Source organism: Thermaurantiacus sp., assembly GCF_053487655.1.
The window spans coordinates 14,525-40,250 of sequence record NZ_JBRCLD010000050.1 but is presented as its reverse complement, the minus strand read 5'-3'; the positions used below and the strand labels follow the sequence as shown (position 1 = coordinate 40,250).

Genomic DNA, 25,726 nt, shown 5'->3' with positions numbered 1-25,726 from the left:
CGGGTGTGCATCAGACGGGCGGGGCGCTGTAGGCGTGCCAGAGCAGGAGGGCGGCGGCGCCCCGGTGCGGCCGCCAGGGCTCGGAGCGGGCCCTGAGCTGCCGTTCGGACGGGCGCTCGCCAGCGTGGAACAGCCGGCCAGCTGCAATGCGGAGCGCAAGATCCCCAGCCGGGAAGGCATCCGCGCGCCCCTCGGCAAAAAGCAGGTAGATTTCGGCCGACCAGCGGCCAAGGCCTCTGACTGCCGAGATGCGGGCGATCGCTTCTTCATCGTCCGCTGGCAGCCGGTCGAGCGCCAGGCGGCCGTCGCTGACATGGGCAGCAAGGCTCTCAACATAGATGATCTTCTGGCGGGAGAGGCCGGCCGCGCGCAGCGCCTCGGGGCTGGCCCGTGCGATCACTGCCGGGTCATCGAGGTTGCCAAGCGCTTCCAGGCGGTGCCAGATGGCAGTGGCCGCTGCCGTTGAGACATGTTGGGCAACGATTGTGCGCAACAGCGTGCCAAGCCCGCGCGGCTGCAGCCGGGGCGGCGGCATGCCATGGCACGCCAGCACGTCGGCAAACGCCGGCTCCATGCGGGCGAGTGCGCGCACCCCTTCCTCCAGTCGTGCGGCGTCGAGCCCCATCCTCTTCATCCTCGGCAGCTTGCGTGGCTGCTCGGCGCCGCTATGGACCGCGCGACCAGCGTTTCCAATGGGAGTGTCCATGCCCACACTGATTGTCGTTGACCGCAAGGGGAACGAGCGCGCCGTCGCGGGCGAGGCCGGGCTGTCCGTCATGGAAGTGATCCGCGACAACGGCTTTGACGAGCTGCTCGCGCTGTGCGGCGGCTCGTGCAGCTGCGCCACCTGCCATGTCCACGTGGACCAGGCCTGGGCAGAAAAAGTGGGCGGGCCCCATGCCGACGAGGCCGACCTGCTCGACAGCTCTGACCATCGCACCGCGACCTCCAGGCTCTCGTGCCAGATCAAGTTCTCAAACGAGCTCGACGGCCTCCGGGTCACGATCGCGCCGGAAGACTGAAGGCGGCCGCAGCAAAGCGAAGCTTTGCCGGCGGACTCGCCGCTAGTCCGGCGGGCGGACGGCGCCGCCAGCACCCGTCACCGGGCAGCGAACGCCGCGAAGCCGGGATCGGCGAGGCGGTGGACCCGTTCGGCCGCGGTGCGGGCAAGCGCAAGCGTCACGCTTCGGCGGCGGGCGGCGGCGAGCGGCCGCGCGACCGGTGGGCGAACGAGCGCGGCGGCGTGGCTGTCGGCGACGATGAGCCCGGCCTCGGCAGGTGCAAAGGTGGGCGCTTCGAGAAGCGGCGCCAGCGCCTCGGGGACCGCCCAGAGGAAGGCGTCACAGAATTCGCGATAGTCGTGCCATTTCCGGTCCCCCAGAAGGTCGGAGCGGGAGACCTTCACTTCCGCGAGCCAGATCTCCCCGCGGGCGTTCACGCCGATCACGTCGGCGCGGCGGCCATTGCCGAGCTTGACCTCGCAAACGCAGGCAAATCCGTGTAGCCACAGCAGGCGGCACAGGCCGCGCGTCACCTCGCCGGTCAGGGAACCCGCCAATGCAAATCCTCTTCCTTCTCTATCCTGATCTGACCCAGCTCGACATGACCGGGCCGGCGCAGGTTCTGGCGCGGATGCCAGGCGCCAGGGTCGATTTCGCCTGGAAGCAGATCGAGCCGGTGATGTCAGACTGCAGCCTCGCCCTCCTGCCGACAGTCACGCTCGCCGATGCCCCGCAGGCCGACATCCTGTGCGTGCCCGGCGGCTATGGCTGCACCGACATGATGAACGACCCGCATGTGCTGGCGTGGCTCCGCCGCCAGGCGGCTGGTGCAACCTGGGTCACGAGCGTGTGCACAGGCTCGCTGGTGCTCGCAGCAGCCGGGCTCCTCCAGGGCGTTCGCGCCACATGCCATTGGGCCTGGGGCGCACAGCTTGCGAAGTTCGGCGCCATCTTCGTGAGCGAGCGCTGTGTCATCGATGGCAAGTTCATGACTGCAGGCGGAGTGACCTCGGGCATCGACTTCGCCTTCCGGCTCGTTTGCGAACTCTTCGGGGCGGATGTGGCAGAAGCGATCCAGCTCGCCCTGGAATATGACCCACAGCCGATCGGCGGCGGAACGCCAGCCACGGCGCGGCCAGAAGTACGGGCGCTCTATGAGACAGCCATTGCACCGCGCCTTGCTGCCCGCATGGCCGCGATTGACTCGGCTGCAGCAGCGATCGGGTCCCAGCCCCTTCATGCAGCAAGCGCATAAGCCGCCGAAAGGTCGGCGACAAAGCGAGCGCGCTCGGCAGCAGCGGCGTCCGGGTTCGCGATACGGAGCAGATAGCTCGGGTGGACAGTGAGGAAGCCGGTGCTGCCGCCGGGGAGCAGCAGCGGGCGGCCCCGCTCGCGCCCGACAGTGACCGGGCGGCCGAGAAGCGCACGACCGGCCGAGGCCCCGAGCATTACGACGAGCGCCGGGCGGACGAGGGCCAGCTCTTGGTCCAGCCACCAGCGGCAGGCCTCGATGTGGGAAGCCTCGGGGGACTGGTGGATTCGCCTGCGGCCGCGCTGCTCGAAGCGGAAGTGCTTGACGGCATTCGTCACATAGGTGCGATGGCGATCGATCCCGGCTTCCGCGAGGCACTCGTCAAGCAGCTGGCCGGCAGGGCCGACGAAGGGGCGGCCTTGCAGATCTTCCTGGTCTCCGGGCTGTTCGCCAACCAGCATCAGGCGGGCATCGGCTGGGCCTTCCCCAAAGACCGTCTGTGTGGCCGGGCCGTGGAGCGGGCAGCGGGTGCAGGCCGAGGCGGCTTGCGCGAGTGCAGCAAGCGTCGGCCTCGCCGAAGCGCCTGCACGGCCGGCCGCTGCGGCTTTGCCGCCGAACGCGGACCCGTCTGATGCGTCGCGCATGGCGGCGGTGCGTGCGGCGGCGGTGGCAACAAGTTCGGGAATGGCAGCAGCCTCGGGGAGGTTGTGCCAGTATTTCCTTGGCATCTCGCTCGCCATGGCGGCGGGTTTCAGGCGCGCCGGGTTGAAGATCGCGCGATAATAGCTGCTCCACATGGCTTCCAGCGGATCCCCAGCCGGAGCCTCCACCTTCGCAGCGCCGGGGAGGATGTGGAGCGCAGCACCGTCCCAGTGGGCTGAAGCTTCCGGTGTCAAGATGGTCCAGCGCTGGTTGGCAAAGCGACGGATGAAAAAGCCGCAGTTGGCGCGAAGAATATGATGCTCCGGCTCGAACCAGGCCACGAAATGCGGACCCGCTTCATCATGCAGCTCGCGGAAGCGGACAAAGGCCCGCATCTTGTGCAAATCGCGGCCAACTGCCTTCTCCAGCGCCAGCAGTCGGTCGGTCAAGGGGTCGGCGCGGTCATCGAGAAGCGTGCGCACTTGGCGCAACCGCAGCAGGGCTTCGTGGAGCAGGGCAAAGCGTGCTGGGTCCGAATGGCAGACGACCTTTTCGGCAAGCTCGGCGTAGCGGCGCGGAACCGCAAGTGGCGCAGCAGCCGACGCTTGGACGGGCTCGGCAAGGGCCAGGCCCTCAGCTCCGGCCACCTCCCACAGCACTTCGCAGGGCGAAACTCCTTCTGCAACAAGGGCGCGCAGTGCCTGGCGAAAGCCTTCAAGATCCGCCGCATGGGCGAGGACTGCACGCCGCATCCGCTTCAGCCAAACAAGGAAAGCTGGCGCGGCGGAACCGGCTCGACTCCATCGAGCAGGCGGGTCGGCCGCCAGTCGGGCGTTGCAACGAAGGGCCTCACCTTGGCTGGCGAAGCAACAAGGCGGGCAAGATCGGCCCAGCGCAGGCGTCGAGTGCGGCGGCTTGCAAGGATGCGGCCGACAACCTTGGGTCCAATACCGGGAACGCGCAGCAGCATCTCGCGCGGAGCGCGATTGACGTCAACGGGAAAGAAGTCGCGGTTCGCAAGCGCCCAGGCAAGCTTGGGGTCGCGATCGAGGGGGAGATAGCCTTCAGGCGCCGTGGCCCGCAGATCCGCGAGCGTAAAGCCGTAGAAGCGAAGCATCCAGTCGGCCTGATAGAGCCGGTGCTCGCGCACCAGCGGCGGCGCAGCCGGCGGCAGCGCCGGGCTTGGATCCGGGATCGGGCTGTAGGCCGAGTAATAGACACGGCGCATGGCGTGACGGCGGTAGAGGCCGGCCGCCCTGTCGAGGATGACAAGATCATCGGCAGCATCCGCCCCCACGATCATCTGGGTGGACTGGCCGGCAGGGGCAAAGCGCGGGGCGTGGCGAAAGCGGCGGCCAGCGTCACGCGCTTCCGCGATAGCCGCGCCGAGCTCGGCCATGCTGCCCTCGATCCGCGCCGCATCTTTCTCTGGCGCGAGCGCGGCAAGCGACTCTGGCTTGGCAAGCTCGATGTTGATCGAGAGCCGGTCAGCCCACAGCCCGGCCTCGCGGACAAGCTCGGGCGCAGCATCAGGAATGGTTTTCAGGTGGATGTAGCCGCGGAAGTCATGCTCTTTGCGCAGCGTTTTTGCCACCCGCACCAGCTGCTCCATGGTATAGTCGGGCGAGCGGATAATGCCCGAGGAGAGGAACAGGCCTTCGATATAGTTGCGGGCATAGAAGCCGAGGGTGAGCTGCACCACTTCCTCAACCGTGAAGCGCGCCCGCCGGACGCGGCTTGACCGGCGGTTGATGCAGAAGGCGCAGTCGAGCTGGCAGAAATTGGTGAGGAGGATCTTCAAGAGCGAGATGCAGCGGCCGTCGGGCGTGTAGCTGTGGCAGATCCCCATGCCTTCGGTAGAGCCCATGCCCCTGCCGCCGAGCGAATGGCGGCGGCTGGTGCCGGAAGAGGCACAGGAGGCATCATATTTGGCGGCGTCCGCGAGGATCTCGAGCTTCTGGCGGAGCGAGAGCTGAGGCATCTGTTCTTTCTATGTTCCGAGCCAGGCTTGGGCAAGCCGGGGGCGATGCAATGCCGCGCTTACAGCCAAAGGCGCTTGCCCCTTTGCGAGGGCGCGACAGCGCTGTAGTGGCACATGAACATGACCGGCGGATGTCCGGTTCCCGGGGAGACAGGCATGAAACTGGTTGTCGAGCGCGCAATCCTCTTGAAGGCCCTCGGTCATGTCCAGTCGGTCGTCGAACGTCGCAACACCATCCCCATCCTCTCGAACGTGCTGCTGACAGCAGACGCCGACGGCCTGCGGCTGATGGCGACCGACCTTGACATGCAGATTGTCGAAACCGTCGAAGCCGCAGTCGAGTTGCCAGGCGCTACGACGGTCTCCGCCCATACCCTGTTCGACATTGTCCGAAAATTGCCTGATGGCGCCCAGGTCGCGCTCGCCCAGAGCGACCGACGGGTAACCGTGACGGCTGGCCGGGCGCGCTTCCAGCTGCAGACGCTGCCGCGCGAGGATTTCCCCGTCATTGGCGAGACCGACTTGCCGGTCAGCTTCGCACTTCCAGCCGAGACTCTGCGGGCACTCATTGACCGGACACGCTTTGCCATTTCGACTGAGGAAACCCGCTATTACTTGAACGGTATCTTCCTCCATGCGCCGGCCGGGCAAAACCCGCGGGTGCTGCGCGCGGTGGCAACCGATGGCCATCGCCTGGCCCGCTTCGAGCTGCCGCTCCCTGAAGGTGCTGCCGACATGCCCGACGTCATCGTGCCGCGCAAATGCATCGCCGAAGTCCGCAAGCTTCTCGACGAGCGCGACGACAGCGTCAGCATCGCGCTCGCGGCGACCAAGATCCGCTTCTCGATCGGGGCTGCCGTTCTGACTTCCAAGCTCATCGAGGGGAGTTTCCCCGATTACAGCCGCGTCATCCCGACTGCGAATGACCGCTTGCTTCGGATTGACCCGCACACGCTCGCCGAAGGGGTGGACCGCGTGACGGCCATCGCTTCCGACAAGACCCGGGCAGTGAAGCTGAGCCTCGACCATGACCGCGTGACGCTTTCGGTCACAAGCCCTGAGAACGGCACGGCATCCGAGGATCTACCTGCCGACTATGGCGCACCCGGCTTCGATGTCGGCTTCAACAGCCGCTATCTCCTCGACATCCTGGCGCAAGTGGAAGGCGACCAGGTGGAAGTGCATCTGGCCGACGCAGCTGCCCCCACCCTCATCCGCGAGGGCGAAGGCGCAAGCGCACTCTACGTCCTCATGCCGATGCGGGTCTGATGTTCCGGAGCTTGCGGCCAAAGAAGCTGGAGCCGTTGCCGCTCCCGTTCCGCGATCGCCGCGCTGAGCGCGAGGCCGAGCGGCGGCGGCGGGTCGAGCGGTTCGCAAATGTCGAGCTTGACCGAACCCCGGGCTTCAGCTGGAACCGCGGGCGCGACCCGGAGCCCTTGGCGAATCGGCTTCGCCGGCTGCTGCGCGGGCAAGTGCCAGCACTTGGCTTTGCAACCCTCATGGGCGCCGTGCTGGTGGCCGGCTTCCTGGCCCTAGCGCGAGTCGGTCTGATGACGCCGGGGCCAACCATCATCTATGTCGAGAACTGGTCGGGCCAGCCCGATCTTGCAAAGCCAGCCCAGCCGGATGCGGGCAAAGGTCCGGACGCGCCCGCCGAGTGACGGATTGGCGGCACATGGCCGCAGCACTGACGCTCGCCCGGCGTGCGGCCGGCAGCAGCAGCCCCAATCCCAATGTCGGCTGCATCCTGGTGCGCGAGGGCCGGGTCGTCGGGCGCGGCTGGACTGGCCCTGGCGGCAGGCCGCATGCGGAAGCGCAAGCGCTTGCGGCCGCCGGCGCCCAAGCGGCGGGAGCCACGGCCTATGTGACCCTCGAGCCCTGCGCCCATGTCTCGCCCCGTGGTCCGGCCTGTGCCCAGCTCTTGGTTGAAGCTCGGATTGCCGAAGCCGTCGTTGCCATGCCCGACCCAGACCCACGCACTGCCGGCCGCGGCATCGCACGGCTGCGGGCAGCGGGAATTGCCGTGGTCGAGGGCGTCATGCGCGCCGCAGCCGAAGCTGAGCTTGCCGGCTTCATCCAGCGCGCCACCCGCGCCCTTCCGGAACTCACGCTGAAGCTCGGCCTTTCGCTCGATGGCCGGATCGCGCTCGCAGACGGGCAGAGCCAGTGGATCACCGGCGAGACGGCGCGCGCCTTCGGCCACCTTGAGCGGGCGCGGGCCGACGCCGTGGTGGTGGGGCGGGGCACCTTCGCTGCAGACTCGCCCCGGCTCGACGTGCGGCTTCCAGGCTGGCGAGGCCACCAGCCAGCACGCGTCGTGGTGGGACACGGGGCTGCGCCAGAGGGATGGGAGACCGTGACGGACATCGAAGGCTTGCTGGCGCTGGCCCGCACGCGGCAATGGCTGCGGCTGCTGGTCGAAGGGGGCGGGACGCTCGCCGGGAGCCTTCTTGCCGCCGACCTTGTCGACCGGCTCGTGCTCCTGCGCGCGCCCATCCTCCTTGGCGAGGGACTAGGTCTTGCCGGCTTTGCTGCAACCGACCTTGCGGCCGCCCATGGCCGCTGGCGGCGTGTACACACGCGGTTGCTTGGTCGAGACCTGCTCGAAATCCTGGTCCGCACCCGCTAGGCACACGCCATGTTCACAGGCATCATCACCGACATCGGGACCGTCGCCGAGGTGGAGGCAAGACCAGGCGCTGACCTTGCCGTCACCATCGCCTGCACCCTCGACCTTGCGGATGTCGCCCTCGGTGCGTCGATCGCCTGCTCGGGCGTGTGCCTGACCGTCACAGCAAAAGACCAGAACTGGTTCCGGGTTGATGTGTCGGCCGAGACGGTTGCGCGAACTGTCCCTGGCATGTGGGCAGCCGGGCGGCGGCTCAATCTTGAGCGCGCGCTCAAGGTCGGAGACGAGCTCGGCGGCCATATCGTCACCGGACATGTCGACGGCATCGGCACACTCGTCGCCTGCAAGCAGCACAACAGCAGCCTCGCCCTCACAGTGGCAGCCCCCCGCGCGCTTGCAGGCGCCATTGCCGAGAAGGGCGCAATCGCTGTTGATGGAGTCTCGCTTACCGTCAACGCCGTCCGCGACAGCGCCGATAGCTGCCATTTCGACCTCAACATCATCCCTCACACAGCCTCTTGGACGACCTTGGGCGCAGCTGCAGTCGGGGATCGCGTGAACCTCGAGATCGACATTCTCGCGCGCTATCTGAAACGCATGCTCGACACGAAAGTGTGATAGTCACACTTGCTTCTCACACTAAAATGTGAGAACCGAGGGCATGGCGACTGCGATTCTCACCCGCATTCGTGATCATGTGCTCCGCAGTGGCATGAGCCGGGCCGCAGTTGCGCGGGCCGCCGGGCTTCATCCCAACAGCCTACGCGCGCTCGACCGCCCGGACTGGAACCCGACTGCAGAGACGCTTGCCAAGCTGGAAGCCTTTCTTGACCAGGCGGCGGGCTCGCCGCTGGCGGGCATCGAGGCCATCATCGACGAAGCGCGCAATGGCCGCATGTTCATCCTTGTCGACGATGAGGATCGCGAGAATGAGGGGGACCTTGTCATTCCCGCGCAGATGGCAACGCCGGATGCCATCAATTTCATGGCCCGCCATGGCCGCGGGCTCATCTGCCTTGCACTCACTCGGGCGCGCGTTGAGCAGCTTGGGCTCCCCATGATGGCACGCGCCAATGGCAGCCGGCACGAGACAGCCTTCACGGTCTCGATCGAAGCAAAGGAGGGGGTTTCGACTGGCATTTCGGCCGCCGACCGGGCGCGGACCATTGCAGTTGCCATCGATGCCGCGCAAGGGCCAGACGCGCTGGTCACACCCGGCCATGTCTTCCCGCTTGTCGCACGCGATGGTGGCGTGCTGGTGCGGGCCGGCCATACCGAGGCGTCGGTCGACATCGCCCGCCTCGCCGGCCTCAATCCCTCGGGCGTCATCTGCGAGATCATGAAGGATGATGGCACCATGGCGCGGCTTGATGATCTGGTGCCCTTCGCCCGGGCCCATGGCTTGAAGATCGGGACCATCCGCGACCTTATCGCCTACCGCCGCCGCCACGACAATCTGGTGGCCTGTGTCGCCGAGACACGGCTCATCTCTCGCTATGGCGGGGAGTGGACGGTCAAGACCTACATCAACAAGGCGGAATATGCCGAGCATCTGGTCTTGCAGAAAGGCCGGGTGGACCCAAGCCGGCCGACTTTGGTCCGCATGCATGTCCTCTCGCCCTTTGCCGATATTCTTGGCGAAGACAGCCCGAGGACTGGCGTGCTGCAGCGGTCGATGGAGATCATCGGCGAAGAAGGTGCAGGAATCGTCGTCATCATCCGCGACAACCGCCCCGACCGGCTCTCGCGCCTGATCGCCGCGCGCGAAGCGGGCGTGCGCGAGCCGCTGGAGCAGCGCGACTATGGGATTGGCGCGCAGATCCTGGTCGATCTCGGTGTGACAGATATCGAGCTCTTGTCGAACGCGCACCGGAGTTTCGTCGGTCTTGCCGGCTATGGACTCGAGGTGGTGGCCGAACGGCGGATCGACTGAAGGGGGAGGAGATGGCGCATGTGCTGATCGTGGCGGCGGGCTTCTACGCCCATATCCATGCCGCCCAGCTCGAAGCTGCGCGCCAGGCAATCGCAGCCGCCGGCCATTCACACGAGCTGGTCGAAGTTCCCGGCGCGCTCGAGATTCCGCCTGCAATCGCGCTTGCCGCCGGGACAGGGCGGTTCGACGCCTTTGTCGCGCTGGGGTGTGTCATCCGCGGCGAGACCTATCATTTCGAAGTGGTCGCCCAAGAAAGCGCGCGCGGCCTGATGGCGCTCGCGCTCGATGGTCTGGCCATTGGCAACGGCATCCTGACAGTCGACAATGAAGCCCAGGCGCTGGCGCGGATTGCAAAAGCCAAGGAAGCCGTCGCTGCAGCGCTTGCGCTTTTGCAATTGCGTGAGGGCTTCGGGATCGCTGGCTGATACTAGGCCTGGCAGCCGGCGTGGAAACTTGCACATCCCGCTTGGGCGGTTTTCTTCAGCAGGATGTGGCTCGGGCCCGCGCTTCCGCCTCGAGAAAGGCCTGCACGCGTTCGCGCGGGACATCGTGGGCAACAAAAGCCTTGCCGATTCCGCGCACCAGGATGAAAGTGAGCCCAGTCTCGGTCTTCTTCTTGTCATGGCGCATGTGGCCGAGCAGCCGGTCGGGCGGGAGCGGCAGAGCAACTGGCAGGCCGACGGCCGCAAGATGGGCTTCAACTCGTGCTGCATCCGCTGGCGGGCAGAGGCCTTCTGCGACCGAGAAGCGAAACGCCTGGGCCATGCCGATTGCGACTGCCTCGCCATGGCGCAGCCGGTCGGAATAGCCGCATTCCGCCTCGAGGGCATGGCCAAAGGTATGGCCGAGGTTGAGGAGCGCGCGGATGTCCAGCCGTTCTTCCGGGTCGCGGACGACGATCGCAGCCTTGGCGCGGACGCTTGTTGCAATGGCGTGGGCAAGGGCAGCGCTGTCTCCTGCAAGCGCGGCTGCTCCATGGGCTTCAAGCCAGGCGAAGAAGCCAGCATCGCCCAGGAGGCCATATTTCACCACTTCGGCATAGCCAGCCAGGCGTTCGCGGTGCGGCAGGGTGGAAAGCAGCGCTGTGTCGGCCCAGACGGCAGCCGGCTGGTGGAAGGCGCCGACGAGGTTCTTGCCGGCCGTCGTGTTGATGCCCGTCTTCCCGCCGACCGACGAATCGACCATCGCAAGAAGCGTGGTCGGCACCTGGACGAAGGGGATGCCGCGCTTCGTGATCGCAGCAGCAAAGCCAGCAAGGTCGCCCACCACCCCGCCGCCGAGCGCAAGGATGAGCCCGCTGCGGGCAACCCCGCTTGCAATCAGCGCATCGACAAGCCGGGCAAGCTCGGCAAAGGACTTGGCTTCCTCGCCGGCTGGCACAACGATCGGCTGCGCTGCAATCCCGGCAGCGGCCAGACTTTCGACAAGGGGGGGCAAGTGAAGGCACGCAACATTGGTGTCGGTGATCACTGGCAAGCGCGTGATTGCCGGCCGCAGCGCACGGACGCGCGCACCGGCCTCGGCGAGCAAGCCATCGCCGATGCTGACGACATAGGTCTCACCGGCAAGCGTGACGGGAACTTCGATCATGCGAGCTCCTGCCGCGGGAGGGCAGCGAGGATGGCAGCGACCGTTTCCTCGTGGGGGCCGGAGCCGGTTGGGATGCGCAGATGCGCTTGCGAATAGGCCGGCGCCCGCAGGGCAGCGAGTTCGCCAAGGACGCTGCGCGGGTCACGCCCCTCGAGCAGCGGGCGGTGGTTGCGGCGCGCAACGCGAGCAACGAGCGTATCGAGGTCAGCATCAAGCCAGATGACCAAGGCACGCTCGAGCGCCAGGCGGCGGGTGTCCGGATCGACAAAGGCCCCGCCGCCGGTTGCGATGACGCAGCGGCGACCGTCGAGAAGGCGGGCGATCACCCGGCGCTCGCCATCCCGAAAATAGGCTTCACCAAAGCGCCGGAATATCTCGGAGATGGACATCCGCGCTGCCGTCTCGATCTCGGCATCGGTGTCGACAAACGGGAGATGGAGCGCGGCAGCGAGCCGCCGGCCAATCGAGGTCTTCCCCGAACCCATGAGGCCGACGAGCATGATGGGGCGCGTTGCAAGGCCAGGGACTGCTGCGGCTCTTCCCGTCGCCATCCTGGCCGCTATAGGGCGGGCGTGCGCGCGATGGCAAACTGGTTGCTGCTGCTCCTCGCCATGCCAGCTGTGGCGTCCGCCCAGGAGGTCGCGCCAGAGCCACCGCCGGCGGCAGATGCACCAACATCGCTTCTGCCCGAATCCTTCGATGACGTCCCAGCCCGGCCTGCCATGCCGCCCCCGCCTTCCGGGGCGGCAACGCCGGCGGCGCGGCGTCCAGCAGCGTCTGCACCTGCTGCCACCCCGCCTCCCACCGCTCCCGAGGCCGCAAGTGCGCCAGCAACGGCTGCACCCGAGCTTCCAGGTCCGGTTCGGCCGGCTGCATCTGCAGGGCTGGTGACAAGCGCCACCATTGGCCTTGCGCCTGACCTCTTTGCAGGCTCGGACGGCCGTTTCCTCGCCGGGCTCCTCAACCGGCTGGATGGGCCGCTCGCCAGCCGCTGGGGCCAGATCGTCGTGCAGCGGGCGCTCCTCACCGAAGCCGACCCACCGCCCGGCATCCACCCCGGTGACTGGCTGGCAGCACGCGCACGCGCACTGGTGGCCCTTGGCAGCGCAGCCGATGCGCACCGGATGCTGATGCGGGTTCGCCGAGCCGACTATTCGCCGCGTCTTCTGGCCTCTGCAGCGCACACGGCGCTTGCTGCAGGCGACCCGGTCGGTCTGTGCCCGCTGGTAGCCGACGGGCGCGCCGCCTCTGACGACAATCCGGCCTTCGTCCTGGCAGACGGCTGGTGCTCGGCACTCGCTGGCGATCCGTTTGGCGCCAACCAGCTGTTCGACCAGGCCAGGCGGAAGCGGATCGCCGAACCGCTCGATATCCAGCTTGCCGAGCGCGTCGCGTCAACGCTCGCCGCCACCCGCTCAGCCGGCAACCCGGTCTGGCGCGAAGTAACGCAGCTTTCCCCTTGGCGGATCGGCCTGGCAGCCGCGACTGGCACTGCCATCCCGCCGGAACTTGTGGCCACTGCTGCACCTGCCATGCGCGCCTGGTTGGTGCGTCTGCCACGCGTCACCCTCGACGTCCGCGCGGCCCTGGCACCAGAAGCCGCAGCGCTTGGTGCGCTGAGCGCTGCCGAGGCAGGCCGCATCCTTGCCCTCGATGCGGCCCTGGCACCGGCTGGAGAAGCAACTGCGCGCCCGGGGGAGCAGCTGCGGCTGGCAGTCGGAGCAGCCTCGGGCGCACAGCGCTTGGCGGCCATCCGCGCCTTGTTGCAGCGCGGCGCAGAAGGCTCGGCCGAACGCCATGGCTGGCGCGTCGTGGCAGGCCTGGCGGCAGCGCGCGTGATGCCCGCCCAAGAGCTCGCAGGCGACGCACCGGCGCTCATTGAAGCCATGCTGGCGGCAGGATTCGTTGGCAATGCCAAGGCCTGGTGGCCCGTTGCCGAGGAAGCCGGCGGCGACGTGCGCGCGCGCGTTGCTGGGTTGCTTGCACCAATTGATGCGGAAATTCCCTTCGACCTCGACGATTTCGCCAATGCTACGAGCGCTGCGCGCGCGGCCCTGGTCCAGGCCGGTCTCGAAGGGCTGGGCCGGAGCCCGGAGGGCGCGACTGCGCGCCTTTCTGACAGCTGGACGAAAGCAATGGATGCAGCACTTTCTGGCAATCGGCGCGGCGAGGCACTGGTGCTGGTGGCAACCGGCATGCAGGGCAGTTTTGCCGACCTTGCACCCGATCATTTCCGGCGCATCGTCGCAGCGCTGGTGGCAGCAGGCCATGCCGATGAAGCCGCCCTGATGGTGGCCGAGGCGGCCATGCGCGGCGGCTAGCGCCGCGCGGCAAAGAAGGCGCGCAGAAGCTCGGCAGCTTCGTCCTCGCCGACGCCTGCCACCACTTCTGGTCGGTGATGGCAAGTGGCGTGCGCGAACACCCGGGCGCCATTGGCAACGCCGCCGCCCTTGGGGTCGGGCGCAGCATAGACGAGGCGCGCAAGGCGGGCATGGGCAATGGCGCCAGCACACATGGCGCAAGGCTCGAGCGTGACCCAGAGCGTGCAGCCCGTAAGCCGCGCGCAGCCGAGCACGGCGGCGGCAGCGCGAATGGCGAGGAGCTCGGCATGCGCAGTCGGGTCGCAGTCGGTGCGCGTGCGGTTGTGGGCCGTGGCGACGATGGTCCCAGCAGAATCGGTGATGACGGCACCGACGGGAACTTCGCCCATTGCTGCGGCCATGCGCGCAGCAGCAAGGGCTGCCGGCATCGCCGAGCGAAAGCCCGTCATCCGGTGCTTCTCAGCCAGCACGCGCGGCGCGGGCCTGACGCTTGCGCTCGTGCGGGTCGAGGATACGCTTTCTCACCCGGATCGACTTCGGCGTGACTTCCACACACTCGTCCTCCGCAATGAAGGCGATCGCCTGTTCAAGCGTCAGCCGCCGCGGCGGGGTGAGGCGCAGGGCATCGTCCTTGCCTGCGGCGCGGAAGTTGGTGAGCTGCTTCGACCGCAGCGGATTGACTTCAAGATCCTCGCTGCGTGCATTCTCGCCAATGATCATGCCCTGGTAGACGGGCTCGCCCGGCGCAATCATGAGCACGCCCCGCTCCTCGAGGCTGCCCAGCGCATAGCCGACCGCCGCCCCCGTCTCCGTCGAGACAAGGACACCGTTGGGACGGCCGGAAATCGGCCCCCGCCACGGCGCATAGCGGGCGAACTGGCGGTTCATCACGCCCGTGCCGCGGGTGTCGGACAGGAACTCCGAATGATAGCCGATAAGGCCACGAGTCGGGCCGAAGAAGCTGAGCCGGAGCTTGCCGCCACCGGAAGGCGCCATGTCCACGAGGTCTGCCTTGCGGAGCGCCATCTTCTCGACCACGATCCCCTGCCAGGCCTCGTCGACATCCACAATGATGGTCTCGTGCGGCTCGAGCCGGTGGCCGAGATCGTCCGTCAGCTGGATGACTTGGGGCCGGCCGATGGTGAGTTCAAAGCCCTCCCGGCGCATGGTCTCGATCAAGATCCCAAGCTGGAGCTCGCCACGCCCGGCAACCTCGAAGCTGTCCTTGCTGTCGCTCTCGGTCACGCGGATCGCGACATTGCCTTCGGCCTCGAGGAAGAGCCGGTCGCGGATCATCCGGCTCGTCACCTTGCTGCCCTCGCGGCCAGCAAACGGACTGTCATTGACCGAGAAGCGGATCACAAGGGTCGGCGGGTCGATCGGCTGGGCCGCAAGCGGGGCAGCAGCTGCCGGGTCGGCAAGGGTATGGGCAACGGTTGCCGCCTGCATCCCGGCAATCGAGACAATGTCGCCGGCCTCGGCAGCATCGACTGGCACCCGCTCGAGCCCGCGGAAGGCGAATATCTTGGTCGCCCTGCCCTCCTCGATGAGGTGGCCCGAAGGATCAAGGGCGCGGATGGGCATGTTGAGCTTGAGCCGACCGCTGGCGATCCGTCCCGTCAGCATACGGCCGACGAAGGCGTCGCGATCAAGGAGCGAGACGAGCAGGCGGAAGGGTTTGTCCGGGTCCGCCGCCGGCGCTGGCACATGGGCGAGGATGCACTCGAACAGGGGCTCGAGCGTGCCGGAGCGGATTGCCGGGTCTGTCCCGGCATAGCCGGCGCGGCCAGAGGCATAGAGCACAGGGAAATCCAGCTGCGCATCACTGGCGCCAAGGGTGACGAAGAGGTCGAACACGGCGTCGAGCACGGCATGGGCGCGAGCATCGGCGCGATCGATCTTGTTGAGGACGACAATCGGGCGAAGACCAAGCGCCAGCGCTTTGGAAAGGACGAACTTGGTCTGCGGCATCGGCCCCTCGGCGGCATCGACAAGGAGGAGGACGCCATCGACCATGGAGAGGATCCGCTCGACCTCGCCGCCGAAATCGGCATGGCCGGGCGTGTCGACAATGTTGATTCGCGTGCCATGCCAACAGACACTCGTGCACTTGGCAAGAATGGTGATTCCCCGCTCGCGCTCGAGATCGTTCGAATCCATGGCGCGCTCGACTACCCGCTGGTTGACGCGAAACGTGCCAGATGCCTTCAACATCTGGTCGACAAGCGTTGTCTTCCCGTGGTCGACATGGGCGATAATCGCCACATTGCGGAGCGGCATAGAAGACTTTCCGGGTCGGCGCAGCGCAGCAGGGCCGCCTGCTGCTGCCCTAGCTTTCCCACCTGGTTTCAGCAAGGGTTATTGCTGGGTTGGCAACGAGTGGTCGCAGCCATTGGCCTTTCATTGACCTTTCACCAAGTTCGTCTAGTTTGACAGCTTGGGTCGGCAAACGAGGAGGGGTCCGTGACGTCGCCTGGGGAAAGGCGGTCTGAGGAGGCGGTGCCCCGCGATGCCGAAGGCGCAGAGCCGGTGCAGGCGTCTGCGGCCCCGGGTCGGGTGGAAGACCCGCGGCCGGTGTCGTCCGTTTCTGGTCGCGGAGACTCGTTGCCAGACAATGTTCACCCGTTTCCAACGCCAGAGCCAACAACGCTTGGCGCTGACCTGCGGCGGGCGCGCGAACGGGCCGGGCTCACGCTCGCCGATCTCGCACATCGAATCAAGGTGCGGCCGGGGATCCTTTCAAGCCTTGAGGCAGACGCCCATGACCGGTTGCCAGCGATGACCTACGCGCTTGGCTTTGTGAAGGCCTATGCCCGGACTGTCGGGCTCGACCCCAATGAAGCCGCCGAGCGTTTCCGGCGCGAGAGCCGCCGCGAAGAGCCAGCGCCCTCCATCCTGGCCGTCGAGCCCATTGCGCCTCGCCGCCTGCCCGGGCGGCGGCTGGTGGTGGCAACAACAGCGGGCGTGCTTTCGGTCATTGGTGTTCTCTTGGCGCTCGGGCTGTTCGAGCGCCCGTTTCCAGAGCCTCCTGCGGGGCCTTCGCTTGCCCGCCCTCCGGCAGCCGCGCCGACTCTCTCGACTGCCGCACCGGCGCCTGGCAACGCATTCGGCAGCAGTGCAGCCAACACCGACGGGGCAGTGAAGCTGGTAGCGCGCGACGATGTCTGGATCCGCGTGCAGGAGGGCCCCCGGGGCGAACGCCTGTTCGAAGGCACGCTTGTCAAGGGCCAGGCACTCGACATTCCGCCCGGCCGGCCCTGGCTTCTTCGGGCCGGGCGCGCTGGCGCGCTCCAGGTCCTCATCGGAGACGAGATGCTTCCGCCGCTTGGAGGCGATGGCGACGTGCTTGCGGCGCAGTCGCTGCTGCCAAGCGATCTTCGCGCCCGGGCGGCGCCTCGCGGCGGCCTGGCAGAGGGGCCACCTGCGCCCTAGCCCTTCCGATTCAGCGTAAGGTCAGGCAGGACGTCCTTCCAAGGCGGCAGCAAGCCGGAGGACTTCATGCGCGCGTCCATCTTGATCGCGTTTCTGGCCTTGGGCCTCGTTGCTACCAACGCGCGTGGCCAAGGCGTGTCGGTTGCAACCGCCGAGCAGTTCCGCAGTGTCGAGAAGCGGGTTTCAACGCTTGAGAGCCAGATGCGCGCTGTCCAGCGCCAGGTATTTCCAGGAGGCGACCCGCGCTTCTTTGCAGCTGAACCCGGGCCGCCTCCGGCACCGGCCGCTGAGCCACCAACCGCCGAAAGCGCGCCAGAGCTGTTTGAGCTCCTGCAACGGGTCGACCGGCTCGAAGCCCAGCAACGCACGCTAACCGGCCAAGTCGAGGAGCTGCAGTTCCGCCTGCGCACACTGGAGGCAGCGTTCGAGCGCGCCCGTGCAGACAGCGAATTCCGGCTCGATGCGCTCGAGGGCAGGAAGCCGAGCGCAATCCCGCCTGCAGCTGCTCCTGCCCCCGCAGCCCCAGCGCCGGCCAAGCGCAGCCCGGAGAGTCCGGCAGCATCGGCCCCAGCCGACCCCGAAGCCCGCTATCTCGCTGCCTACGGGCTTTATACGGCGAAGGATTTCACGCGAGCGGCAACCGAGCTTGAAGCCTTTGCCAAGGCCAATCCGTCGCATCCGCGCGCATCCAATGCGCAATATTGGGCCGGACGTTCCCTGATGGAGCTCGGCCGGCACGCCGAAGCGGCGAAATTGTTCCTGGCTGGCTACCAGCGCTGGCCCAAGGGCCAACGCGCGCCTGAGAGCCTCTTGTGGCTGGGGAAAGCGCTCACGGCCATGAAGCAGCCCAAGGCGGCCTGCCAGGCGCTCGACCAGCTGCGCACAGCCTATCCCGAGCGCGTGACCGGAGCGCTCGCAGCCGAAAGCCAGCGCGCGCGCGCGCAAGCGCAATGCGGGGCCTGACCCCGGCGGATCTTGCTGCAACCACGGCCGCGCTCCTGGCGCCAGCTTCGGCCCATGCAGCGCGACTTGCGCTTGCCGTCTCCGGTGGCGCCGACTCCCTTGCCCTTCTCGTGCTGGGGGCATCAGCTTTTCCGGGCCGGGTTGTCGCTTTGACCTTCGATCATGGTCTGCGGGCCGAAAGCCGGGCCGAAGCTGAGTCCGTGGCGCTGGTCGCAGCAAGGCTCGGCGTTCCGCACTGCATTCTCGCGCCCGACCGTCCGATCGCCGGGTCGAGCCTCCAGGCTGCCGCGCGCGATGCCCGCTATCAGGCGATGGCCGCCTGGTGCCGTGGCGAAGGCTTCGACGCGCTGCTGACCGCGCATCACCAGGACGACCAGGCCGAGACTCTGCTGCTCCGGCTGGCCCGGGGCAGCGGGATTGCCGGGCTTGCCGGCGTGCGGGCCGCAACGGCGATTGCAGGCGTCCGGGTGCTGCGGCCGTTGCTCGCCTGGCCAAGGGCAGCGCTCGCTGATGTGACGGCCGCAGCCGGGCTCACGCCCGTCGACGATCCTGCCAACCGCGATCCCCGCTTTGATCGCACCCGCGCCCGGGCTCTGCTGGCCGATACGAAATGGCTTGACCCGGCGCGGCTGGCGGCAAGTGCGCATCACCTCGCTGAAGCCGAGGAGGCGCTGTCCTGGGCAGCAGCGCGGGCGAAAGAGTCCCGAACCGAACGCACAGGCGATCGGCTCTTTCTTGATCCCGAGGGGCTTCCTGCCGAGCTCCGGCGCCGGCTGCTGGCCCAGGGGCTGGCAGAGCTCGGAGCGCCCCGGCCGGCAGGGCCAGCACTTGCCCGGCTGCTCACAGCACTCGAAGCCGGCAAGACGGCGACCCTTGGCAGCGTCAAGGCACGGCCGCTGGCCAATGGGCGCTGGGCCTTGGCCCCGGCGCCGCTGCGCCGGCGGCCAGCAGCTTAGAAGCTCGCGGGCGCAGCCGACTCCGCAACAGGCCCGCCTGCCGTGATCCGCCGCACTTCAAGGCCGCGCTCGACGACATTGCCACGGAAGCGGAAGATGCCATCGACTCCGGCAAACCCCTTTGGATCCTGGAGCAAGGCGGGCGGGAAGGGTGTTCCCATCTCCCACCGCCCGGCCAGGCCGATGGCGAGCAGGGTCGCGTCATAGGCAAGGCTGGACAAGCGCGACGGGTTGGTCCCAAACCGGTTGCGATAGCGCTGCGCGAGGGCTTGGAAGCGGCTGTCTGGCACGGCTGCAAACAAGGCTCCGTGCAGCGCCGGCACTCGCGCAAGGCCAGGCTCGGCAGCCCAGAGTTCGGTGCCGAGCAGCGTGACCTCTGGCCGCCTGGCACCATATTGGGCAAGCGCGGGCGCAAACGCGCCTGCCATCATCCCCGAGTCCGCAATGAGAAGCGCGTCGAAGCGCAAGGGCGCCGGGTTGCCCGGAGTTCCCGCCTTCACCCGCGCATCATAGGCGGTCACGCGGCGCGCCGCCGCTGGCAGCTGATCGCGCGCGCGGGCAAAGGTGGTAACAGCTGCAACATCGCCGCCTGCTGCCTGGACAGCGCGCGTGAAGGCGACAGCCGCGCGTTCGCCATAGGCGCCATTGGGAACCAGAGCTGCAAACCGGGTGATGCCACGCGCTCGGGCATGGCTGACCACCCGCTCGACTGCCTGCGATGTCTGGAAGCCCAGCACATGCACATTCCCGCCTGCAAGTGCGCCATCGTTCGAGAAGGTCAAAACCGGCACGGACCGGGCGGCAGCGAGACCAGCGACGGCGCGCACATCGGCAGCAAAAAGCGGCCCCAAGATGAGCTTGGCGCCTTCCGCCAAGGCCCGGTTGGCAGCAGCACTGGCGCCGCCGGCGGCGGCCGTGTCGTAGCTTGTGATCCTGACCAGCCTGCTGCCGGTGTCGGCGAGGGCAAGATTGGCGGCATTGGCAAGGGACTGGCCGACGGCCGCATTGGCGCCAGTCAAGGGAACGAGGATCGCAACCTGGTGACGGCGTTCAGGGGGAGGCGGAGGCGGTTCCGGCTTCTCCTCAACAACGGGCGGCGGCGGAGCTGGAGCCGGGGGCGGCGTGCGGGGGGCACAGGCTGCCACCACCGCGAGGGCAAGAAGGGCGGACAGGCGGGCACCCCAAGGCATTTCCCCCTTGCGCAAGGCCAGACGTTTCGTCGCTTGCGCCTTGCTCACCATCGCCGCCATAACCCCCTCCCGTGCCTGTCGAAGCTGCCAGCGCGCCGTGCCAACCCGCTCCTGCCCTTGCGCCGGGGCTCTATATCGTCGCCTCGCCCATCGGCAACCTCGGCGACTTGTCCCTTCGCGCTGCCGACGTGCTGCGCCGGGCTGACCTCATCGCCTGCGAGGACACGCGCGTGACAGCAACCCTGCTTCGCGCTGCCGGCAGCACCCGGCCGATGCTGCGCTTTGACGATCATGTCGCACGCGCGCGTGGGCCTGCGCTCATCGAGCGCATGGCAAGCGAATCGGTGGCGCTTGTGTCAGATGCCGGAACGCCGCTCATTTCGGATCCAGGCCAAGAGCTTGTTCGCCAGGCACGCGCGGCCGGAGTCCGGGTGACAGCCGTGCCTGGTCCCTGCGCTGCCATTGCTGCCCTCAGCATCGCTGGCCTGCCAAGCGAACCCTTCTTCTTCGCTGGCTTCCTGCCTGCACGCGCCACTGCGCGCGATGCCGCAATCGGGCGGCTGGTCGCCGTGCCTGGCACGCTCGTCTTCCACGAGTCGGCGCTGCGTCTTGCCGCAACGCTCGAGGCTCTTGCGCGAATCCTCGGCAACCGGCCGGCAGCAATTGCCCGCGAGCTCACCAAGCGCCATGAGGAGGTGGCAACCGGCCGGCTCTTGGAGCTTGCGGCGCGCTATCAAGCTGCGCCCCCGCGCGGCGAGATCGTGGTGCTGGTCGGCCCCGGCGAGACCGAGGTTGCGCGCGAGGCCGAAGTCGATGCCGCCCTCCTGCGCGCGCTTGCAACCATGGCGCCAGGGCGAGCAGCTGCAAGCGTGGCAGCCGCCTTCGGCTGCGCCCGCGGGCCACTCTATGAAAGGGCGCTGGTGCTGGCCGCCGCGGCACCAGACCGCCGTGGCTGAACGGCGGGCCTTGGCAGACCGAGTCGCAGCCGAGACGCGCGGCCGCTGGGCAGAGGCCGTGGCAGCGCTCTATCTGCAGCTGAAGGGTTACCGGATACGGGGCCGGCGGATCCGCCGGCCGCCGATTGAAATCGACCTTCTGGCAAGCCGGGGCGACACCCTCGTCGTCGTTGAAGTGAAATACCGGTCCACGCTCGATGAGGCCGTGCGCGCACTCCGGCCCGAGGCGCTCCGCCGGCTCGAGCAGCTGGCCGGCCAGCTCGCAGTCGAGTTCGGCTGGAGCCAATGGCCGCGGCCGGTCGCAGCAAATGTCCGGATCGACCTCATTGCACTGGCGCCCTGGGCCTGGCCGCGCCATATTGAGGGCATCCGCTCATGACCAGCCTGCCCATTCCGGATTCGCTTGCTGCCATTGGCCTTCTTGATGAGGCGGACATCGCCCTTGATGATTCGGCCCTGGTGCTGGCAGCAGCGGATCGGCCGCGGCCTGACCTCGGCCGGGCTCGGGCGCTTCTTGCCGGGCTTGCGCATCGGCTCTCAACCCTCGCCGAAGGGGCGAGCGGAACGGCCGCCCGCGCCGAAGCACTTGTGACCCTGCTTGCCCAAGACGAAGGTTTCTCAGGCGACACTCTGACCTATGACGCACCCGAGAATGCGGATTTCCTGGCGCTCTTGAAGCGCCGGCGGGGCCTGCCGGTCACCCTTGCCATCCTCTATGTCGGGCTTGCCCGCCGGTTGGGTTGGACAGCGACACCAGTCGCCCTTCCCGGCCATGTCATTGTCCGCCTTGGCGGAACCGCCGATTCCGTCCTCCTTGACCCCTTCGCCGGCGGGCGAACACTCGGGGCTGCCGGCGTTGAAATGCTCATCGCCCGCGCCCTCGGGCGCCAGGCGCGGCCCGAGTTGCGGCACCTCGAGCCGCTGTCGAACCGCGACACGCTGGTAAGGCTGGTCTCCAACCAGGCAGTCCGAGCGCGTAAGGCCGGAGACCTCGCGCGCGCCCGGACTCTGGCGGAAAGGCTCACTCTCATCGCGCCAGCCTCGGCCGACTTGTGGTGGGAGCGCGCGCGCCTGGAACAGCTCGCCGGCGACAAGGCAGCCGCACGCCGGTCCCTTTCGAGCATGCGCGAGACCACGCGTGACCCCGCCGTCTTGAAGCGGATCCGCGCAGCCGAAGACGCGCTCGCACGCTAGGCAGGAGGCACGCTAGGCAGGAAGCACCCTGGGCAGCAGGCACCCTAGGCAGGGGGCACCCTGGGCAGGAGGCACCCTAGGCAGGGGGCACCGGCAGGGCTAGGGGCAAGGGCATGGCCCGGCCCTTGCGGATTGCTGTCCAGATGGACGCCATTGAGACCATCCATGTCGCCGGCGACTCCACTTTCGCGCTCATGCTCGAGGCGCAGCGGCGCGGGCACAAGGTCTCCCACTATCTCGCCCCCGATCTCGATTGGGTGGAAGGCCGGGTCGAGGCAATGGTGCGCGACCTGGAAGTGATGCGGCCGCGTGCACCAGGCGAAGCCCATTTCCGCTGGCTCGGTGCGCCGCGCCGGGTGGCGCTGGCAGACGCCTTCGACGTGGTGCTGATGCGCCAGGATCCGCCGTTCGACATGGCCTATGTGACCGCAACCCACTTGCTCGAGCGCGCGAAGGCCGAAGGACTGCTCGTCGTCAATGATCCCGTTGCCGTTCGCAACGCACCGGAGAAGCTGTTCGTCCTCGAGTTCGCCGACCTCATGCCGCCAACTCTCGTCACCCGGTCGCTCGAAGCGGCGCAAGCCTTTCGCGCCCGCCATGGCGAAGTGGTCGTAAAGCCGCTCTACGGCAATGCTGGCGCTGCCGTCTTCCATGTGGCGAGGGCTGACGCCAATCTCGCCGCCCTTGTCGAAATGTTCCACCATGTCTGGCGCGAGCCCTTCATGGTGCAAGCCTTCCTCCCCGAAGTCGCAGCTGGCGACAAGCGGATCGTCCTCGTCGATGGCGAGGCGGCCGGCGCCATCAACCGCTTGCCGCGGGACGGCGAGATCCGCTCCAACCTCGCAGCCGGCGGCTCCGCCCATCCAGCGACCCTCTCGCCGCGCGAACAAGAGATCTGCGACCGGCTTGGCCCCCGGTTGCGGGATCTCGGCCTCCTCTTCGTCGGAATCGACGTCATCGGCGGCTATCTGACCGAGATCAACGTCACTTCCCCCACAGGAATCGTCGCCATCGACAGCTTCAACGGCACCAATACGCCAGCACGCATCTGGGATGCGATCGAGCAGCGGCACCGGGCGCGATGAAGGTCCGAAACCCGCGCACCGGCGCCTTCGACCATGCGATTGCGCCCCTCGATGGCGCAGCGCTTGCCGCAGTAGCTGCCGATCTCAGGGCCCGCCAGCCGGCATGGGAGGCGCTGGGGCCGGAAGGCCGCGCTGGGCACCTGCTGGCGCTCGCCGCGGCGATCGCGCAGCACCGTCCCGCCCTCCAGGCCGCACTCGAGGCGGATACCGGCCGCCGGGCACTTGCCATACGCGAGATCGATACAGTGACGGCAAGCCTCAGGCGCTGGGCAGAGCGCGCGCCCGCTCTTCTCGCCGCAGCGCAAGTTGAAGACCAGCCCAGCGCCATGCCAGGCGTCACCTTGAGCGTCACACTCTCCCCTTACCCGCTGGTCGGTGCGATTTCGCCCTGGAACTTTCCGCTGCTGCTCGGGCTTGCCGATGCCGTGCCGGCACTTGCGGCCGGCTGTGCAGCGCTCGTCAAACCGTCAGAATGGACTCCGCGCTTCATTGCGCCGCTGATGGCGGCTGTTGCCGAGACGGACGTGCCGCTCGCCGTCGTCGAAGGGGATGGCGCAACTGGCGCTGCACTGGTGCCACTCGTGGATTTCCTGGCCTTCACGGGCTCGGTTGCAACCGGACGCAAGGTTGCAGAAGCGGCAGCGCGCGCTTTCGTTCCTGCAAGCCTCGAGCTCGGCGGCAAGGACCCGCTCCTCGTGCTCGCCTCAGCAGACCCGGAGCGGGCGGCCATGATCGCGCTTTCTGCCTCCTGCCGAGCAAGCGGCCAGGCCTGCCAGTCGATCGAGCGGATCCTGGTTGCCCGGCCCCTGTACGACAGCTTCGTCGAAAGGCTGGTCACAGCCGCCAGCGCCGTCACCCTCAACTGGCCAGACATCGACCATGGCGACCTTGGCCCCTTCATCTTCGCGAAGCAGGCCGAGATTGTGGCCGGGCAAATTGCCGAGGCCCGCGCCATGGGCGCCAGGGTGCTTACCGGAGGCGAGATTGAAACGCACGGCGGCGGGCGCTGGCTGCGGCCAACCGTCATCGTCGATGTCACCCCCGACATGGCGGTCTGGCGGGAGGAGACGTTCGGGCCTGTCATGCCCGTCATGCCGTTTGACACTGTCGAAGACGCGATCGCGCTCGCCAATGGAAGCGCCTACGGGCTTTCGGCTGCGGTCGTGGCCGCAAGCCTCGCCGAAGCGCAAGCCGTGGGGCGCAGGCTCGCAGCCGGCGCCGTCTCCTTGAATGACGGCGCGCTGACCGCACTCCTCTCCGACGCAGCCAAGACCAGCTTCGGCCTCTCGGGCATGGGTCCGTCCCGAGCTGGTGACGAGGGCCTGCTGCGCTTTCTGCGCCGCCGCGTGCTCTATGCCCAGCATGGTGCGCCGCTGCCGCTTGCCGCCTTCAGCGAGGGGCACTGAACACCCGCTTCAGCACTTCGTCATAGATATCAGCGAGTGCCGCGATGTCAGCAAGTGCGGCCGCCTCGTCCACCTGGTGCATGGTCCGGCCCGGCAGGCCGAACTCGACCACCGGGCAAAGGCGGCGGATGAAGCGCGCATCCGATGTGCCGCCGGAAGTGGAAAGCACCGGCCTTGTGCCCGTCACTGCCTCGATGGCATCCTGGACCAGTGTCGAGAAGGGCCCCGGCATGGTCAGGAAGGCTTCGCCAGAAATGCGGATCTTGACCTCCGCAGCAGGCGCATGGCTTGCCACCACCTGCTCGATCCAGCCAGCAAGCTCGGCGCCGCGATGGCAATCGTTGAACCGGATGTTGAGCCGAGCGGACGCTTGCGCCGGGATGACATTGGTGGCGGGATTGCCGACTTCGAGGTCGACCACTTCAAGGTTCGAGGGGGCGAAACTGGGCGTCCCTTCGTCAAGCGTGCGGGACTGGAGCTCGGCCAAGATGCGGATCAGGCGGCGCACCGGGTTGTCGGCGCGGTCGGGGTAGGCGACATGGCCTTGCGCGCCATGGACCGTAATCCAGGCGTTGAGGCTACCGCGCCGCCCATTTTTCACAACATCGCCAAGGCTGCGGACGGACGTCGGCTCGCCGACAAGGCAGAAATCGGGCACATGGCCGTGCGCTGCCATCCAGTCGAGAAGGCGATCGGTGCCGAAGGTGGCCGGGCCCTCCTCATCACCAGTCACGATGAAGGAGAGCGAGCCGGGCGCACCGCGGCCGGCATGGCGGCGGGCAGCCTCGACCATGGCGGCAAGCGCCCCCTTCATGTCGGCAGCGCCTCGGCCGACGAGAAAGCCATCGGCGACATGGCCAGCGAAGGGATCAGCCGACCAGCGCTTGAGGTCGCCTGGCGGCACGACATCGGTGTGACCAGCGAAAGCGAAATGCGGCGCGCCATCACCGAGACGGGCAAAGAGATTCTCGACTGGGCCATCAGGGGGGCTTCCGAAGGCAAGCCGGAAGGTCTGAAAGCCAAGCGCCTTGAGCTCCGCCTCAACGAGCGGGATGGCACCCGCATCGGCCGGAGTGACACTCGGGCAGCGGACAAGGGCGCGGGCGAGTTCAATCACCTCCATCGTGCGAGCCCTAGCGGATGGGGCGCCAGCAGCAAGGATGGCGGGTGTCGCGGTCAGAACTCGCCAAAGGAA

Annotated in this window: 27 protein-coding genes; 17 read left to right on the top strand and 10 right to left on the bottom strand. The window is 67.7% G+C overall.

The window, feature by feature from the left end; genetic code table 11:
• Window positions 1–10: 10 nt before the first annotated feature.
• A complete protein-coding gene (locus ACWIQA_RS05110) occupies window positions 11–625 on the bottom strand; it encodes a DNA-3-methyladenine glycosylase family protein (protein WP_448581992.1) in 615 nt (204 codons plus the stop codon).
• Between the two features lie 79 nt (window positions 626–704).
• On the opposite strand from ACWIQA_RS05110, the gene ACWIQA_RS05105 reads away from it, so the two are divergent.
• Window positions 705–1,022, top strand: coding sequence for a 2Fe-2S iron-sulfur cluster-binding protein (locus ACWIQA_RS05105; protein WP_448581991.1), 318 nt, complete (start codon window positions 705–707; stop codon window positions 1,020–1,022).
• A gap of 77 nt (window positions 1,023–1,099) precedes the next feature.
• Here the strand turns inward: ACWIQA_RS05105 and ACWIQA_RS05100 are convergent, their stop codons facing one another.
• On the bottom strand, window positions 1,100–1,558 hold the full coding sequence (locus ACWIQA_RS05100; RefSeq protein WP_448581990.1) for an MmcB family DNA repair protein: 459 nt from the start codon (window positions 1,556–1,558) through the stop codon (window positions 1,100–1,102).
• Between ACWIQA_RS05100 and ACWIQA_RS05095 the strand changes: the two genes are divergently transcribed.
• The gene (locus ACWIQA_RS05095) at window positions 1,558–2,256 is read left to right on the top strand and encodes a DJ-1/PfpI family protein (protein ID WP_448581989.1); all 699 of its coding nucleotides are present in this window, start codon (window positions 1,558–1,560) and stop codon (window positions 2,254–2,256) included. The two genes, ACWIQA_RS05100 and ACWIQA_RS05095, sit on opposite strands and share 1 nt — an antisense overlap.
• On the opposite strand, the gene ACWIQA_RS05090 is transcribed toward ACWIQA_RS05095, so the two are convergent.
• Together ACWIQA_RS05090 and ACWIQA_RS05085 are read right to left on the bottom strand one after the other, a co-directional pair.
• Window positions 2,238–3,647 (bottom strand): UdgX family uracil-DNA binding protein, encoded by a 1,410-nt coding sequence (locus ACWIQA_RS05090; RefSeq protein ID WP_448581988.1) that lies wholly within the window; start codon window positions 3,645–3,647, stop codon window positions 2,238–2,240. The genes ACWIQA_RS05095 and ACWIQA_RS05090 overlap by 19 nt on opposite strands.
• Before the next feature lie 5 nt (window positions 3,648–3,652).
• A complete protein-coding gene (locus ACWIQA_RS05085; protein WP_448581987.1) occupies window positions 3,653–4,876 on the bottom strand; it encodes a putative DNA modification/repair radical SAM protein in 1,224 nt (407 codons plus the stop codon).
• A 156-nt stretch (window positions 4,877–5,032) separates the two neighbouring features.
• Between ACWIQA_RS05085 and dnaN the strand changes: the two genes are divergently transcribed.
• From dnaN to ribH, 6 genes are read left to right on the top strand one after another with little or no spacing between them, the layout of a single operon-like run.
• Window positions 5,033–6,145 (top strand): DNA polymerase III subunit beta, encoded by a 1,113-nt coding sequence (gene dnaN, locus ACWIQA_RS05080; RefSeq protein WP_448581986.1) that lies wholly within the window; start codon window positions 5,033–5,035, stop codon window positions 6,143–6,145.
• On the top strand, window positions 6,145–6,537 hold the full coding sequence (locus tag ACWIQA_RS05075; protein ID WP_448581985.1) for a hypothetical protein: 393 nt from the start codon (window positions 6,145–6,147) through the stop codon (window positions 6,535–6,537). Before dnaN ends, ACWIQA_RS05075 begins: the two co-directional genes overlap by 1 nt.
• Before the next feature lie 14 nt (window positions 6,538–6,551).
• On the top strand, window positions 6,552–7,505 hold the full coding sequence (ribD, locus tag ACWIQA_RS05070) for a bifunctional diaminohydroxyphosphoribosylaminopyrimidine deaminase/5-amino-6-(5-phosphoribosylamino)uracil reductase RibD (RefSeq protein WP_448581984.1): 954 nt from the start codon (window positions 6,552–6,554) through the stop codon (window positions 7,503–7,505).
• Window positions 7,506–7,514: 9 nt separating this feature from the next.
• Window positions 7,515–8,123 carry a riboflavin synthase gene (locus tag ACWIQA_RS05065; protein ID WP_448581983.1) on the top strand — a complete coding sequence of 203 codons (609 nt, stop codon included), beginning with the start codon at window positions 7,515–7,517 and terminating at the stop codon, window positions 8,121–8,123.
• Between the two features lie 43 nt (window positions 8,124–8,166).
• On the top strand, window positions 8,167–9,438 hold the full coding sequence (gene ribB / locus ACWIQA_RS05060; protein WP_448581982.1) for a 3,4-dihydroxy-2-butanone-4-phosphate synthase: 1,272 nt from the start codon (window positions 8,167–8,169) through the stop codon (window positions 9,436–9,438).
• Window positions 9,439–9,449: 11 nt separating this feature from the next.
• Entirely contained in the window at window positions 9,450–9,863 is a 414-nt protein-coding gene (gene ribH, locus ACWIQA_RS05055; RefSeq protein ID WP_448581981.1) for a 6,7-dimethyl-8-ribityllumazine synthase, read from the top strand.
• A 55-nt stretch (window positions 9,864–9,918) separates the two neighbouring features.
• On the opposite strand, the gene aroB is transcribed toward ribH, so the two are convergent.
• Together aroB and ACWIQA_RS05045 are read right to left on the bottom strand one after the other, a co-directional pair.
• Entirely contained in the window at window positions 9,919–11,028 is a 1,110-nt protein-coding gene (aroB, locus tag ACWIQA_RS05050) for a 3-dehydroquinate synthase (RefSeq protein WP_448581980.1), read from the bottom strand.
• The gene (locus ACWIQA_RS05045) at window positions 11,025–11,579 is read right to left on the bottom strand and encodes a shikimate kinase (RefSeq protein ID WP_448581979.1); all 555 of its coding nucleotides are present in this window, start codon (window positions 11,577–11,579) and stop codon (window positions 11,025–11,027) included. The genes aroB and ACWIQA_RS05045 overlap by 4 nt, the downstream gene beginning before the upstream one ends.
• Before the next feature lie 336 nt (window positions 11,580–11,915).
• Between ACWIQA_RS05045 and ACWIQA_RS05040 the strand changes: the two genes are divergently transcribed.
• A complete protein-coding gene (locus ACWIQA_RS05040) occupies window positions 11,916–13,349 on the top strand; it encodes a hypothetical protein (protein ID WP_448581978.1) in 1,434 nt (477 codons plus the stop codon).
• Here ACWIQA_RS05040 and ACWIQA_RS05035 read toward each other — a convergent pair.
• The gene (locus ACWIQA_RS05035; RefSeq protein WP_448581977.1) at window positions 13,346–13,798 is read right to left on the bottom strand and encodes a nucleoside deaminase; all 453 of its coding nucleotides are present in this window, start codon (window positions 13,796–13,798) and stop codon (window positions 13,346–13,348) included. The two genes, ACWIQA_RS05040 and ACWIQA_RS05035, sit on opposite strands and share 4 nt — an antisense overlap.
• A gap of 10 nt (window positions 13,799–13,808) precedes the next feature.
• Window positions 13,809–15,629 carry a translational GTPase TypA gene (gene typA, locus ACWIQA_RS05030; RefSeq protein WP_448581976.1) on the bottom strand — a complete coding sequence of 607 codons (1,821 nt, stop codon included), beginning with the start codon at window positions 15,627–15,629 and terminating at the stop codon, window positions 13,809–13,811.
• A 324-nt stretch (window positions 15,630–15,953) separates the two neighbouring features.
• On the opposite strand from typA, the gene ACWIQA_RS05025 reads away from it, so the two are divergent.
• The 3 genes from ACWIQA_RS05025 to tilS all read left to right on the top strand — a co-directional run bounded on the left by ACWIQA_RS05025 (window position 15,954) and on the right by tilS (window position 18,700).
• Window positions 15,954–16,781, top strand: a complete 828-nt coding sequence (locus ACWIQA_RS05025; RefSeq protein WP_448581975.1) for a helix-turn-helix domain-containing protein — start codon at window positions 15,954–15,956, stop codon at window positions 16,779–16,781.
• A 66-nt stretch (window positions 16,782–16,847) separates the two neighbouring features.
• On the top strand, window positions 16,848–17,744 hold the full coding sequence (ybgF, locus tag ACWIQA_RS05020) for a tol-pal system protein YbgF (protein ID WP_448581974.1): 897 nt from the start codon (window positions 16,848–16,850) through the stop codon (window positions 17,742–17,744).
• Window positions 17,732–18,700 (top strand): tRNA lysidine(34) synthetase TilS, encoded by a 969-nt coding sequence (gene tilS, locus ACWIQA_RS05015; protein ID WP_448581973.1) that lies wholly within the window; start codon window positions 17,732–17,734, stop codon window positions 18,698–18,700. The genes ybgF and tilS overlap by 13 nt, the downstream gene beginning before the upstream one ends.
• Here tilS and ACWIQA_RS05010 read toward each other — a convergent pair.
• The gene (locus ACWIQA_RS05010; RefSeq protein ID WP_448581972.1) at window positions 18,697–19,950 is read right to left on the bottom strand and encodes a penicillin-binding protein activator; all 1,254 of its coding nucleotides are present in this window, start codon (window positions 19,948–19,950) and stop codon (window positions 18,697–18,699) included. The genes tilS and ACWIQA_RS05010 overlap by 4 nt on opposite strands.
• 11 nt (window positions 19,951–19,961) lie before the next feature.
• Here ACWIQA_RS05010 and rsmI point away from each other — a divergent pair, with 11 nt between their 5' ends.
• From rsmI to ACWIQA_RS04985, 5 genes are all read left to right on the top strand, one after another.
• Window positions 19,962–20,846 carry a 16S rRNA (cytidine(1402)-2'-O)-methyltransferase gene (rsmI, locus tag ACWIQA_RS05005; RefSeq protein ID WP_448581971.1) on the top strand — a complete coding sequence of 295 codons (885 nt, stop codon included), beginning with the start codon at window positions 19,962–19,964 and terminating at the stop codon, window positions 20,844–20,846.
• A complete protein-coding gene (locus tag ACWIQA_RS05000) occupies window positions 20,839–21,225 on the top strand; it encodes a YraN family protein (protein ID WP_448581970.1) in 387 nt (128 codons plus the stop codon). Before rsmI ends, ACWIQA_RS05000 begins: the two co-directional genes overlap by 8 nt.
• A complete protein-coding gene (locus tag ACWIQA_RS04995) occupies window positions 21,222–22,040 on the top strand; it encodes a SirB1 family protein (protein WP_448581969.1) in 819 nt (272 codons plus the stop codon). Before ACWIQA_RS05000 ends, ACWIQA_RS04995 begins: the two co-directional genes overlap by 4 nt.
• 113 nt (window positions 22,041–22,153) lie before the next feature.
• Window positions 22,154–23,125 (top strand): glutathione synthase, encoded by a 972-nt coding sequence (gshB, locus tag ACWIQA_RS04990; protein ID WP_448581968.1) that lies wholly within the window; start codon window positions 22,154–22,156, stop codon window positions 23,123–23,125.
• Window positions 23,122–24,531, top strand: coding sequence for an aldehyde dehydrogenase family protein (locus tag ACWIQA_RS04985; RefSeq protein ID WP_448581967.1), 1,410 nt, complete (start codon window positions 23,122–23,124; stop codon window positions 24,529–24,531). Before gshB ends, ACWIQA_RS04985 begins: the two co-directional genes overlap by 4 nt.
• On the opposite strand, the gene dapE is transcribed toward ACWIQA_RS04985, so the two are convergent.
• Window positions 24,515–25,654 carry a succinyl-diaminopimelate desuccinylase gene (gene dapE / locus ACWIQA_RS04980; RefSeq protein ID WP_448581966.1) on the bottom strand — a complete coding sequence of 380 codons (1,140 nt, stop codon included), beginning with the start codon at window positions 25,652–25,654 and terminating at the stop codon, window positions 24,515–24,517. The genes ACWIQA_RS04985 and dapE overlap by 17 nt on opposite strands.
• Window positions 25,655–25,726 lie beyond the last annotated feature (72 nt).